General features: G+C 53.4%; 9 protein-coding genes. 7 read left to right on the forward strand and 2 right to left on the reverse strand.

Going from position 1 to position 13909, the window contains the following annotated elements:
- Nucleotides 1-21 precede the first annotated feature (21 nt).
- A complete protein-coding gene (barA, locus tag I6L53_RS04665; protein ID WP_042322532.1) occupies nt 22-2778 on the reverse strand; it encodes a two-component sensor histidine kinase BarA in 2757 nt (918 codons plus the stop codon).
- 57 nt (nt 2779-2835) lie between these two features.
- Here barA and rlmD point away from each other — a divergent pair, with 57 nt between their 5' ends.
- From rlmD to eno, 5 genes are all read left to right on the forward strand, one after another.
- A complete protein-coding gene (gene rlmD / locus I6L53_RS04670; protein ID WP_042322534.1) occupies nt 2836-4137 on the forward strand; it encodes a 23S rRNA (uracil(1939)-C(5))-methyltransferase RlmD in 1302 nt (433 codons plus the stop codon).
- 48 nt (nt 4138-4185) lie between these two features.
- Nucleotides 4186-6420 (forward strand): GTP diphosphokinase, encoded by a 2235-nt coding sequence (relA, locus tag I6L53_RS04675; protein WP_042322537.1) that lies wholly within the window; start codon nt 4186-4188, stop codon nt 6418-6420.
- 97 nt (nt 6421-6517) lie between these two features.
- Nucleotides 6518-7309, forward strand: a complete 792-nt coding sequence (gene mazG, locus I6L53_RS04680) for a nucleoside triphosphate pyrophosphohydrolase (RefSeq protein ID WP_042322540.1) — start codon at nt 6518-6520, stop codon at nt 7307-7309.
- A 224-nt stretch (nt 7310-7533) separates the two neighbouring features.
- Complete coding sequence (gene pyrG, locus I6L53_RS04685) at nt 7534-9171, forward strand: glutamine hydrolyzing CTP synthase (RefSeq protein WP_042322543.1); 1638 nt, start codon at nt 7534-7536, stop codon at nt 9169-9171.
- Nucleotides 9172-9260: 89 nt separating this feature from the next.
- Nucleotides 9261-10556: a phosphopyruvate hydratase gene (eno, locus tag I6L53_RS04690; protein WP_042322547.1), complete on the forward strand. Its 1296-nt coding sequence runs from the start codon at nt 9261-9263 to the stop codon at nt 10554-10556.
- Nucleotides 10557-10612: 56 nt separating this feature from the next.
- Here the strand turns inward: eno and I6L53_RS04695 are convergent, their stop codons facing one another.
- On the reverse strand, nt 10613-11437 hold the full coding sequence (locus I6L53_RS04695; RefSeq protein ID WP_042322549.1) for a MurR/RpiR family transcriptional regulator: 825 nt from the start codon (nt 11435-11437) through the stop codon (nt 10613-10615).
- 165 nt (nt 11438-11602) lie between these two features.
- Here I6L53_RS04695 and I6L53_RS04700 point away from each other — a divergent pair, with 165 nt between their 5' ends.
- Together I6L53_RS04700 and I6L53_RS04705 are read left to right on the forward strand one after the other, a co-directional pair.
- Nucleotides 11603-13159: a PTS transporter subunit EIIC gene (locus I6L53_RS04700; RefSeq protein ID WP_042322765.1), complete on the forward strand. Its 1557-nt coding sequence runs from the start codon at nt 11603-11605 to the stop codon at nt 13157-13159.
- A complete protein-coding gene (locus I6L53_RS04705; protein WP_042322552.1) occupies nt 13159-13848 on the forward strand; it encodes an N-acetylmannosamine-6-phosphate 2-epimerase in 690 nt (229 codons plus the stop codon). Before I6L53_RS04700 ends, I6L53_RS04705 begins: the two co-directional genes overlap by 1 nt.
- Nucleotides 13849-13909 lie beyond the last annotated feature (61 nt).

Raw genomic sequence — 13909 nt, forward strand, 5'->3', positions numbered from 1 at the left:
GATGGCGCGCGCCTGTCCGGCCTATAACAGCCATTTCCGCGCTTCACGCGCCACGTTATCCATCTCGTCCAGCAGTTCCAGAAATTCGGGTTCCAGATCCTCTTCCGGCGTCCCTTCGCGTAACTGACTTTCCAGTAACTGGCACAGATTCTTCATGCGAGGCACGCCGCTATAGCCGCAACTGCCATGCAGTTTATGAATCAGATCGATTAAGCCTTGCGGATTTTCTCCTACCAGCTGCTCTTCGATTTTATTACGCACTTCCGGCAGGAAGTCGATCAGCATTTGCAACATATCACGTGCCAGATCCGGTTTCCCGGCGGCCTGGCGCAGCGCCAGTTGCCAGTCCAGCGTGGCATTTGGGTTGAAAGCAGGTTCAACCGGTTCGATACTAATCTGGCGCGTCGGGACGCTTGTGCCGGGTTTATAGCGTTGCAGCAGGTTACACAGCTTCTCTTCTTCGATCGGTTTTGCCAGGTAGTCATTCATTCCGGCACTCAATAATTTCTCTTTCTGACCTGCCATCGCGTGCGCCGTGACGGCGATAACCGGCGTTTGTTGCTGATGAGGAAGCTGGTGGATCAGTTCGCAAGCCCGAATGCCATCCATATCCGGCATCTGAATATCCATCAGGATCAGATCAAACTGCATTTGCTTCGCACGATCGACCGCCTGCTGGCCGCTATTACACAGCTCAACATGCTGAACCAGATCGTCCAACAGCGCGCCAATCAGCTTCAGGTTAGCCGGATTATCATCAACCGCCATGACAGTCATAGCGATTTTGTTTTCGTCTGATACCAGTATGCTTTCGTCGTGGTTCTGACGACACAAATCCACCAGTGCTGGCAGCAGACGCGTGGAGGTCAGGGGTTTTAGCAGACAGCTGGCAACGCCGTCCTGTTTGAGCTTTTCGGCATTCACTTGAGCGTGGCACGGCAGCGCCAGCATCAGGAACTCAGCCATTTGGGTCGCCTGAATCAGCCGTTCGTGCTGCATCGTCAGCGGCTCTTTGAAGGTGACAGCAACGCCGAGCAGCATAAAGTCGTAATGCTCAACGGCCAGCGCGGAAAACGTAGGGCTGTAGACCACGTCCAGCGGCGTTTCGCTGAGAATATCCAGTGTGCTTTGCGCGGCGGCGGCATTTGGCTCGATATAGGCAATGCGTTTACCGGCCAGACATGCGGTTGCCAGGCCGTCGTTGATCACGTTCGGATTCAGATCGAGATTGATATGGAACCAGAAGGTTGAACCGCGATGTGGCTGGCTATGGAAGGAGATATCGCCTCCCATCTCGTTGACCAGTTTCTGCGTGATCACCAGCCCCAGCCCGGTGCCGCCGTGGCGACGGGAAATACTGGCATCGGCCTGACGGAAAGCCTGGAACAGGCGCGACTGATCGCGTTCAGGGATGCCGATGCCGGTATCGCGGATCTGCACTTCAATCTGCACTTTGGTATTACTCAGCGAGCGTTTCTCGACCAGAATGTCGATGTTGCCGCTCTCGGTGAATTTGATCGCGTTGCCGACCAGATTGGTGATCACCTGTTGTAAACGTAATGGGTCGCCAATTACGTTATCCGGCACGTCATTCTTAATATTGAGCGTCAGTTCCAGCCCTTTGTCGTGCGATGAATGCGCCAGCAGCGTTACCACTTCATCAAGCGTATTGCGTAACGCGAACGGAATACTTTCAAGAATGAGTTTACCCGCTTCCAGCTTAGAGAAATCCAGGACGTCATTGATGATCGCCAACAGATTGTTTGCCGACCGCTCGATGGTATTCAGGTGGTCGCGCTGGGTGGCATTCAGTTCAGTTTTCAGCGTCAGTCGCGTAAAGCCGATCACCCCGTTCAGCGGGGTGCGCAGCTCATGGGACATGTTGGCCAGAAACTCAGACTTGATGCGTGCGGCTTCCTGCGCGCGCTTTTTTGCCAGGTCCAGCTCGACGTTCTGGATCTCCATCTGCTCGAGCGTTTCACGCAAATCGGAGGTTGCCTGATCGATATTATGCTGCATCTCTTCATGATAGGCGGCGAGCGACATTGCCATCGAGTTAATGCCGTTCTTCAGCATATCCAACTCGCCGAGCATAAAGCCCTCAACGCGGCTGTCGAGCTGTCCTCGTCGGATGCGGTCAACCGTATTAACCATGTTGCGAATTGGCCCCGTCACGTCGCGCATCAGACGCCAGCCAAAGATCAGCGCAATGCCTATACAGAACAGCATCATGACGGAAGAGATGAAGATTTCTTTATACTGTTGTAAGCGGACCGACTTGAGATCGAGCTCAAGCGCCACATATCCCAACATATTACCCGCGTTTTTTGCATCAGTGACCGGGGATTCGTCCGGCGAATAGCTTTCTGAAACGATCGGCGTTCGCAGGATTAAAATATCGCCATGACGCTCAACGCTCAGTCGGCGCGGGAACGGCGAGCCCGGAGGCAACTGCATCTCTGACGGGTTGAGATTGAAATTCGAGGTGACAAAGAGGTGGTTATTCTCGTCGTAGACCGAAATCGCCCGCACGATATCAGAGTGGCGGCGATGTAGAACGCTGATGAGCTGGCCGATGGATTCGCGGTTTTGCAGGTTCATACCATATTCGGTAGAGACCGCGAGCGGCTCGATGATACTGGCACCGGCATCTTCCAGTTGACGCTGCAAGTCGTGGTAGCGATGCACAACAAAAAAGATACTGAGCAGTAAACCAATAAGCACGGTTGGGGCCAGGATCAGAATCATCATGCGAGCGCGCAGGCTGTAGTTGGTCATGGAGTTCCGTTATGGGACAATTAGGGTCACACTGTTAAATTGAGAATAATCTCGTCGATGGCGCAATTCTACTCTGCAAAACGGCGCGTGACGACGCGCCAGATCATAACCGTTACCGTCAATGACCTCGATTCTTTTGGTCAGGGCGTTGCGCGACACAACGGAAAGACGCTGTTTATCCCCGGATTGCTGCCGCAGGAAAGTGCGGAGGTGGCGATCACCGAAGATAAAAAACAGTATGCGAAAGCCCAGGTTAAGCGCCGTTTGAATGATAGCCCGGATCGCGTAACGCCGCGCTGTCCGCACTTTGGCATTTGCGGCGGCTGTCAGCAACAGCACGCCAGTATTGAACTGCAACAGCGCAGTAAAAGTGCTGCGCTGTCACGTCTGATGAACAACGATGTCACGGAGGTGATCGCCGATGCGCCGTGGGGCTATCGCCGTCGCGCGCGGTTAAGTCTCAACTATCAGCCGAAAACCCAGACGTTGCAGATGGGGTTTCGCAAGGCGGCGTCCAGCGACATTGTCGATGTCAGACAGTGCCCCATTTTAGTGCCCCAACTTGAAGCATTGCTGCCCGATCTCAGGGCATGCCTTGGTAGCCTGCAGGGCGTTCGCCATCTGGGGCACGTTGAACTGGTGCAGGCAGGCAGCGGCACGCTGATGATTCTGCGTCATACCGCGCCATTAAGTCGCGCGGATAACGAAAAACTGGAACGCTTTTCGCATTCAAAGGGACTGTCTCTTTATCTGGCACCACAAAGCGAGATACTGGAAACGTTATCTGGTCAGACGCCCTGGTATGAGTCAAACGGACTACGCTTAAACTTCAGTCCGCGTGATTTTATTCAGGTTAATGAAGGGGTGAACCAGAAAATGGTCGCCAGCGCGCTGGCGTGGCTGGACGTACAGCCCGGCGACCGCGTGTTGGATCTCTTCTGCGGGATGGGCAATTTCACCCTCCCGCTGGCGACCCGGGCAGCAAGCGTCGTCGGGGTGGAAGGGGTACCGGCGCTGGTGGAAAAAGGGCGCGAAAACGCGCAACAAAATGGATTACATAATGTGACATTCTTTCATGAAAATCTCGAAGAGGATGTTACCCGACAGCCGTGGGCCAAACACGGTTTTGATAAAGTCTTGCTCGACCCTGCACGTGCAGGGGCTGCAAGCGTGATGCAACATATTATAAAATTGCAGCCTGGCCGCATTGTTTATGTATCCTGTAATCCAGCTACGCTGGCGCGTGATAGCGAGGCGTTGTTTCGCGCAGGATACCAAATTCAGCGGCTGGCGATGCTCGATATGTTCCCCCACACGGGACACCTGGAATCAATGGTGTTGTTTGAGCATTCAAAATAAATCACGACTTGTCGACTTCGACAGGTCTCGTCCCTTAAGGAGAGGACAATGGTTGCGGTAAGAAGTGCACATCTAAATAAAGCTGGGGAATTTGATCCGAAAAAATGGATCAAAAGTCTTGGGATCACCAGCCAGCAGTCATGTGAACGCTTAGCCGAAACCTGGGCGTATTGCCTGCAACAGACGCAGGGGCATCCGGATGCGGAGCTGCTGCTGTGGCGTGGCGTAGAGATGGTGGAAATCCTCTCGACGCTGAGTATGGATATCGACACGCTGCGGGCTGCGCTGCTGTTTCCTCTGGCAGATGCCAATGTCGTTAGCGAAGAGACCCTGCAGGAAAGCGTAGGCAAATCTATCGTCAACCTGATTCACGGCGTGCGTGATATGGCGGCCATCCGCCAACTGAAAGCGACCCATACCGATTCCGTCTCCTCAGAACAGGTCGATAACGTGCGGCGGATGCTGCTGGCGATGGTCGACGACTTCCGCTGCGTGGTCATTAAACTTGCCGAACGAATTGCCCATCTGCGCGAAGTGAAAGACGCGCCGGAAGATGAGCGCGTACTGGCGGCGAAAGAGTGCACCAACATCTATGCGCCGCTGGCGAACCGATTAGGTATCGGGCAGTTGAAGTGGGAGCTGGAAGATTATTGCTTCCGCTATCTGCATCCTGCCGAATACAAACGTATTGCCAAACTGCTGCACGAACGACGTATCGACAGGGAGCACTATATCGAAGAGTTCGTCGGTCATCTGCGCTCAGAAATGAAAACCGAGGGCGTGAAGGCGGAAGTGTACGGGCGCCCGAAACATATCTACAGCATCTGGCGGAAAATGCAGAAAAAGCATCTGGCGTTTGATGAACTGTTTGATGTCCGTGCCGTACGTATTGTCGCCGAGCGTTTGCAGGACTGCTACGCAGCGCTGGGGATTGTGCACACCCACTATCGCCATCTGCCGGATGAGTTTGACGACTACGTTGCCAACCCGAAACCGAATGGCTATCAGTCGATTCACACCGTGGTATTGGGGCCAGGTGGCAAAACGATTGAGATCCAGATTCGAACCAAACAGATGCATGAAGATGCCGAGCTGGGCGTTGCCGCACACTGGAAATACAAAGAAGGTGCGGTCGCAGGCGGGGCGCGCTCGGGTCATGAGGACCGCATTGCCTGGCTGCGTAAGCTGATCGCCTGGCAGGAAGAGATGGCGGATTCCGGTGAGATGCTCGATGAAGTGCGCAGTCAGGTTTTCGACGATCGGGTCTACGTCTTTACGCCGAAGGGTGATGTGGTCGATCTGCCTGCTGGCTCCACGCCGCTCGATTTTGCGTACCACATTCACAGTGATGTCGGGCACCGCTGCATTGGGGCGAAAATTGGTGGGCGCATCGTGCCGTTTACCTATCAGCTACAGATGGGCGATCAGATCGAGATCATCACCCAGAAACAGCCGAACCCAAGTCGTGACTGGCTGAACCCGAATCTGGGCTATGTGACGACCAGTCGTGGGCGCTCGAAAATCCACGCCTGGTTCCGCAAACAGGATCGGGACAAGAACATCCTTGCCGGACGGCAGATTCTGGATGATGAGCTGTCGCATTTGGGGATCAGCCTGAAAGAAGCGGAAAAACATCTGCTGCCGCGTTATAACTTTAACGAGCTGGAGGAGCTGCTGGCGGCGATTGGTGGTGGTGATATCCGTCTGAATCAGATGGTGAATTTCCTGCAATCGCAGTTCAACAAACCGAGTGCCGCTGAAGAAGATGCCGCCGCGCTGAAACAGCTTCAGCAGAAAACGCATACCCCGCAGAACCGACGTAAAGATAATGGGCGTGTTGTTGTGGAAGGGGTCGGCAACCTGATGCATCACATTGCCCGCTGCTGCCAGCCGATTCCGGGCGATGAGATTGTCGGATTCATCACCCAGGGTCGCGGGATTTCCGTTCATCGGGCGGACTGTGAGCAACTGGTCGAACTGCGTGCGCATGCGCCGGAACGCCTTGTGGATGCCGTCTGGGGCGAAACCTACTCGGCGGGATACTCGCTGGTGGTACGTGTACAGGCCAACGATCGCAGCGGCTTACTGCGCGATATCACGACGATTCTGGCGAACGAGAAGGTTAACGTGCTTGGCGTTGCCAGCCGTAGTGATACCAAACAGCAGCTTGCCACCATCGACATGACGATTGAAATCTATAACCTGCAAGTGCTGGGACGTGTGCTCAGCAAGCTGAATCAGGTCCCCGATGTGATTGACGCGCGCCGTTTGCACGGCAATTAATAATTTGTAGGCCGGATAAGGCGTTAGCCGTCATCCGGCAATATCACAATGCCCGATGACGTTTCGCTTATCGGGCCTGCGTATTCAGGACTCACCAATGAACCAGATTGACCGCCTGCTTGGCATCATGCAGCGCCTGCGCGACCCGGAAACCGGCTGTCCGTGGGATAACGAACAGACTTTCGCCACGCTTGCCCCCTACACCCTTGAAGAAACTTACGAAGTGCTCGACGCGATTTCTCGTGAAGATTTTGACGATCTGCGCGGCGAACTGGGCGACCTGCTGTTCCAGGTGGTGTTTTACGCGCAGATAGCCCAGGAAGAAGGGCGCTTTGATTTCAATGATATTTGTGCCGCCATCAGTGACAAACTGGAGCGCCGCCATCCGCATGTTTTTGCCGATGCCCAGGCCCACAACAGCAGCGAAGTACTGGCCCGTTGGGAGCAAATCAAAACCGGCGAACGGGCGCAAAAAGCGCAGCACTCCGCCCTTGACGATATTCCGCGCAGTTTACCGGCGTTAATGCGGGCACAGAAAATTCAGAAGCGCTGTTCCAATGTTGGCTTTGACTGGACGACGCTGGGACCGGTGGTCGATAAGGTGTACGAAGAGATCGACGAGGTCATGCACGAGGCGCGGCAGGCCGTTGTCGACCAGGCTAAACTGGAAGAGGAAATGGGCGATTTGCTGTTTGCCACTGTCAATATGGCTCGTCACTTAGGCACTAAAGCGGAGACCGCCTTGCAAAAAGCCAACGAAAAGTTCGAGCGGCGTTTTCGTGAGGTCGAGCGGATTGTGGCGGCGCGGGGTCTGGAAATGACTGGCGTTGATCTGGAAACGATGGAAGAAGTCTGGCAGCAGGTAAAACGGCAGGAAATTGATCTCTAAGGAGTTTGAGCGGTCAAGGGCGTTTTGTGTGATTTTTTAAATAACAAGCTCTTGATTTGCGTCAAAAACATTTACCCCAAAGGGGCTATTTTCTCACTCCCGATGTTAATTGTGAGCTGACGAAGAGGAGGGATAATGAAAGTTTGTGGCGTACGTCATGTTCGGGTATACTACTTTCCCGTCCTGGTTATTCCATCGTTTCACCCTAACTTCTCAGGTTCAGCATGACAACGAACTATATTTTTGTGACCGGCGGGGTCGTATCCTCTCTGGGTAAAGGCATTGCCGCAGCCTCCCTCGCAGCCATTCTTGAAGCCCGTGGCCTCAACGTGACTATCATGAAACTGGATCCGTATATCAACGTCGATCCGGGTACCATGAGCCCAATCCAGCACGGGGAAGTGTTCGTTACTGAAGACGGCGCTGAAACCGACCTGGACCTGGGTCACTACGAGCGTTTCATTCGCACCAAAATGAGCCGCCGCAACAACTTCACTACGGGCCGTATCTATTCTGACGTTCTGCGCAAGGAGCGTCGTGGTGACTATCTGGGCGCGACCGTACAGGTAATCCCGCACATCACCAACGCTATCAAAGAACGCGTGCTGGAAGGCGGCGAAGGCCATGACGTTGTTCTGGTCGAAATCGGCGGCACCGTCGGTGATATCGAATCTCTGCCATTCCTTGAAGCGATTCGTCAACTGGCGGTTGATATCGGTCGTGAACACGCGCTGTTTATGCACCTGACTCTGGTGCCTTACCTGGCAGCCGCGGGTGAAGTGAAAACCAAACCGACTCAGCACTCTGTGAAAGAACTGCTGTCCATCGGTATTCAGCCTGATGTCCTGATTTGTCGTTCCGATCGCGCCGTTCCTGCGAATGAGCGCGCAAAAATTGCATTGTTCTGTAACGTGCCGGAAAAAGCCGTTATTTCAATGAAAGATGTCGATTCCATTTATAAAATTCCAGGCCTGTTGAAATCACAGGGGCTGGACGATTATATTTGTAAACGATTCAGCTTGAACTGTCCGGAAGCTAACTTGTCTGAATGGGAACAGGTTATTTATGAAGAAGCGAATCCGGCAGGCGAAGTGACTATCGGTATGGTCGGCAAGTACATTGAACTGCCGGATGCCTATAAGTCCGTTATCGAAGCGCTGAAACACGGTGGTCTGAAAAATCGTGTGACCGTCAACATCAAGCTGATCGATTCGCAGGATGTTGAAACGCGCGGTGTCGAAATCCTGAAAGATTTGGACGCTATCCTGATCCCTGGCGGCTTCGGCTACCGTGGTGTGGAAGGGAAGATCGCCACTGCACGCTATGCGCGTGAGAATAATATTCCTTATCTGGGCATTTGCCTGGGTATGCAGGTTGCGTTGATTGAATTTGCGCGTAACGTCGCCGGTATGGACAACGCCAACTCGACGGAATTTGTGCCAGACTGTAAGTACCCGGTTGTGGCGCTGATTACCGAATGGCGTGACGAAGACGGCAACGTTGAAGTCCGTACTGAGAAGAGCGATCTGGGTGGCACCATGCGTCTTGGCGCGCAGCAGTGTCAGCTTGGTGACGATAGTCTGGTTCGTCAGTTGTACGGCGCGCCGACCATTGTTGAGCGTCATCGCCATCGTTACGAAGTCAACAATATGCTGTTGAAACAGATTGAAGCTGCGGGTCTGCGTGTTGCAGGCCGTTCCGGTGATGATCAGTTGGTCGAGATCATTGAGGTACCGAATCATCCGTGGTTCGTGGCCTGTCAGTTCCATCCGGAATTTACTTCCACGCCACGTGATGGACATCCGCTGTTTGCTGGCTTTGTGAAAGCCGCCAGCGAGCATCAGAAGCGTCAGGCGAAGTAAGAAGTAAAAAAAGTTAGAACGGCAACGCGTACCAAAGGTACGCGTTGTTTGTCTGGAGTTTTAGTTTAACTTGTACTGAGGAAAACCTAATGTCCAAAATCGTTAAAGTCATCGGTCGTGAAATCATCGACTCCCGTGGTAACCCGACTGTTGAAGCCGAAGTGCACCTGGAAGGTGGTTTCGTCGGTATGGCAGCAGCTCCGTCAGGCGCGTCTACGGGCTCCCGCGAAGCGCTGGAACTGCGCGATGGCGACAAATCCCGCTTCATGGGTAAAGGCGTACTGAAAGCTGTTGGCGCGGTTAACGGCCCGATTGCTCAGGCAATCCTTGGCAAAGATGCCAAAGATCAGGCTGGCATCGACAAAATCATGATCGACCTGGACGGTACTGAAAACAAATCCAACTTCGGTGCAAACGCCATCCTGGCGGTGTCTCTGGCAAACGCCAAGGCAGCAGCTGCCGCTAAAGGCATGCCGCTGTACGAGCATATCGCTGAGCTGAACGGTACTCCGGGCAAATACTCCATGCCGGTTCCGATGATGAACATCATCAACGGTGGTGAGCACGCTGATAACAACGTCGACATCCAGGAATTCATGATTCAGCCGGTTGGCGCGAAAACCCTGAAAGAAGCCGTACGTATGGGTTCTGAAGTGTTCCACAACCTGGCTAAAGTGCTGAAAGCGAAAGGCATGAACACCGCTGTGGGTGACGAAGGTGGCTACGCGCCGAACCTGGGTTCCAACGCTGAAGCGCTGGCTGTAATTGCTGAAGCGGTTAAAGCTGCAGGTTACGAGCTGGGCAAAGACATCACTCTGGCGATGGACTGTGCAGCATCTGAATTCTACAAAGACGGTAAATACGTTCTGGCTGGCGAAGGCAACAAAGCGTTCACCTCTGAAGAATTCACTCACTTCCTGGAAGACCTGACCAAACAGTACCCGATCGTTTCTATCGAAGACGGTCTGGACGAGTCTGACTGGGATGGTTTTGCATACCAGACCAAAGTACTGGGCGACAAAATCCAGCTGGTTGGTGACGATCTGTTCGTAACTAACACCAAGATCCTGAAAGAAGGTATCGAGAAAGGCATCGTTAACTCCATCCTGATCAAATTCAACCAGATCGGTTCTCTGACCGAAACGCTGGCTGCAATCAAGATGGCAAAAGACGCTGGCTACACTGCCGTGATCTCTCACCGTTCCGGTGAAACTGAAGACGCTACCATCGCTGACCTGGCTGTGGGTACTGCTGCAGGCCAGATCAAAACCGGTTCTATGAGCCGTTCTGACCGCGTTGCTAAATACAACCAGCTGATTCGTATCGAAGAAGCGCTGGGTGAAAAAGCACCGTACAACGGTCGTAAAGAGATCAAAGGTCAGTAATTTATTACTGTCGCTTTATACTCTAAGAAACCCGCTTCGGCGGGTTTTTTATACCTTTAAAGCAGTAGCGGTAGGGTCGCACTGGCCGTTTTCTGGCTTACATCGCTGTACTTTTCATCCAGTGCGATCAGCGATGTGGTGAGCAGTTCTATCAACAGCATTACTCCCACCTTGGCGTTCAGCGCGCCGGCACTCAACGGACCTTCCGGTTTGGCCGCGACCAGTTGAATATCACTCAGCGACGCTAACGGACTGCGCGGCGTATTACTCAGCGCCAGTACGTGCACACCTTGCTTACGCGCTAGTTTTACGACATGCAGCAGATCGCGCGTGGAGCCTGAACTGGAAATCGCCACCACGAGCGTGTTTTTACTCAGCGTTGTGGCGTTCATAGCAGCACGATGCATGTCGCTGAACAATTGTGCGGGTTTCCCCAGACGCAGGAGTTTGTAATGTAAATACTCCCCCAGAATAGCGCTGGCCGCGACGCCATAAATCTGCACTGACTGGGCCTGATGCAGTGCAAGCGCGGCGTCTTCCAGCAAGGTCCTGTCGAGTAATTTTGCTGTGTCCTGTAGCGCTTGCACGGATTCATTGACCACAGTGTCAATTTCATCGCCGCTGTGCTCTACAGACTGTCCTTGTCGGAGATCGAGTGCCAGCGCCATTTTGAATTCGTTATAGCCCTTACACCCCAGTGTTCGGCACAGACGTGTGACGCTAGCCTCGCTGGTGCCGCTTTCACGCGCCAGTTCGGTAATCGTCAGGTAGACCACTTTTGCAGGATCGTTAAGTACAAACTCTCCTAGCTTTTGTTGTGTTCGGCTATATCCATCAACGCTCTGGCGCAATCTCAGCAGCAGGTTTTCATTTTCTGACATGCAAAATCCTTAATGCGTTTATCTGTTAACAGTGTGGCGGAAAGCAGGGGCGAGATGCCAGACATTTTAAAAAAGTATGATCGGCTTCCTGGATTTTGATGATAATTTTCACTTATAAAAATTAATATGGTAAAAATTTTCATCAATAATCGAGGAGATGAAAAAATGATGCAAATGTTTAGCGGCGCCTCATCGGGGGGATGGTTTGAAAAAGCACAGCGGTTCGGCAAATCCTTTATGTTGCCAATTGCGGTATTGCCCGCAGCAGGACTGTTGCTAGGGATTGGCGGCGCGTTGTCAAATCCAAACACATTGACGGCATATCCGTTTTTAGATGTCGGCTGGTTGCAGGCAATCTTTACGATCATGACCAGCGCAGGTTCCATTGTGTTTGCCAACCTGTCGGTACTCTTTGCGGTAGGTGTCGCCGTGGGGCTGGCGAAAACGGATAAAGGTACTGCCGGGCTTGCCGCATTGCTGGCATTTCTGGTGATGAACGCCACCATCAACGCCTTATTAACGCTCAACGGAACGCTGGCGCAAGAGAACCCGGGTGCTGTTGGCCAGGGAATGACGCTTGGTATTCAGACGCTGGAAACGGGCGTGTTTGGTGGGGTGGTGATTGGTCTTGTCACCTGCGCGTTGCATAGCCGTTTCAATAAAGTCTCACTCCCTCAGTTTCTCGGTTTTTTTAGCGGTTCGCGTTTTGTACCGATTATTAGTTCCCTTGCCGCGATTGTAGTGGGGGCGGTTATGACGGTGGTTTGGCCGCATTTCCAGAAACTTATTTTTGGACTGGGCGGTCTGGTGGATGCGACGGGCTATCTGGGGACGCTGTTGTACGGCTTCATTCTGCGTATGCTTGGCCCACTGGGTTTACACCATATCTTTTATTTGCCGTTCTGGACGACGGCGCTGGGCGGCAGCGAAATCGTCAACGGTCAGTTGGTTGAAGGTACGCAGCGGATTTTCTTTGCCCAGCTTGCCGACCCGAATACGCAGCAGTTCTACGCGGGAACCGCGCGCTTTATGTCCGGGCGCTTTATCACCATGATGTTCGGTCTGCTTGGCGCATGCCTGGCGATGTACCACACCGCAAAGCTGGAGAATAGAAAGGTTGTCGCCGGACTGCTGTTGTCGGCAGCCCTGACCTCTTTCCTGACAGGGATCACTGAGCCTATAGAGTTCTCCTTCCTGTTTGTCGCCCCCGTGTTGTACGTCATTCACGCCTTCTTCGATGGCCTGGCGTTTATGATCGCCCATATTTTACATATCACTATTGGGCAAACCTTTTCGGGTGGGCTTATCGATTTCCTCCTCTTTGGCGTGTTACAGGGAGAAGCTAAAACCAACTGGATGTACGTCCCCATGGTGGGAATACCGTGGTTCTTCCTTTACTACTTCACCTTCCGCTATTTGATCACCCGCTTTGGCTGGCTGACACCGGGTCGTGAGAACGCAACCGCGATTGAGTCCGGCTTGCCTCAAAGTGAACGCGCAGCGGCAGTCATCGCTGGGCTGGGAGGCAAAGAGAATTTGGAAGAGGTGGACTGTTGCGCCACGCGCTTACGCGTGACGGTGAAAGAGAGCAGCAAGGTAGATGAAGCGGCGCTGAAAGCGACCGGAGCGCGTGGCGTGATTATTCGCGGCAACGGCGTTCAGGTGATTTATGGCCCGCATGTCACCATCATCAAAAACGAAGTTGAAGAGATTTTATCGTAATGAAAACTGTACTGGATTCCCTGAAAGGTAAATTAATCGTCTCCTGTCAGGCGCTGGAAAATGAACCTCTACACAGTCCGTTTATTATGTCACGTATGGCGCTGGCGGCAGCACAAGGCGGTGCGGTAGGTATCCGTGCGAACAGCGTGGTGGACATTCGTGCTATCAAAGAGATTGTCTCCCTGCCGGTGATTGGGATTATCAAACGCGATTACCCTGGCAGTGAGGTGTTTATCACGGCCACTCTCCGGGAAGTGGATGAGCTGATGACCGTTGAACCGGAAATTATTGCCCTGGATGCCACTGCGCGCCCGCGCCCCGGTGGTCAGACGCTGGAAGAGTTGGTCACGCAGATCCGCGCTCGCTACCCGTCCGTACTGCTGATGGCGGATATTGCAACCGTAGACGAGGCGGTGACAGCCGAGCGTCTGGGGTTTGACTGTGTGGGCACCACGCTCTACGGCTATACCGCAGAAACCGTTGGGCATGTGCTGGTGGAGAATGACTGTGGGTTCTTGCGTGAGGTGTTGGCAGCGGTCAGCATTCCGGTCGTGGCGGAAGGGAACGTCGATACTCCGGAACGCGCCGCACGTTGCCTGGCATTAGGCGCTCATACCGTGGTGGTGGGCGGGGCAATCACTCGTCCGCAGCAGATAACGGCACGCTTTATCGCAGCGATCGCCTCTTAAAGCACCGATGGGGCATGATACTTTGGTGGGGATCTGCGATAATTATCGTTTATCCCCATAT

The organism is Citrobacter farmeri, from assembly GCF_019048065.1.
GTDB lineage: Bacteria > Pseudomonadota > Gammaproteobacteria > Enterobacterales > Enterobacteriaceae > Citrobacter_A > Citrobacter_A farmeri.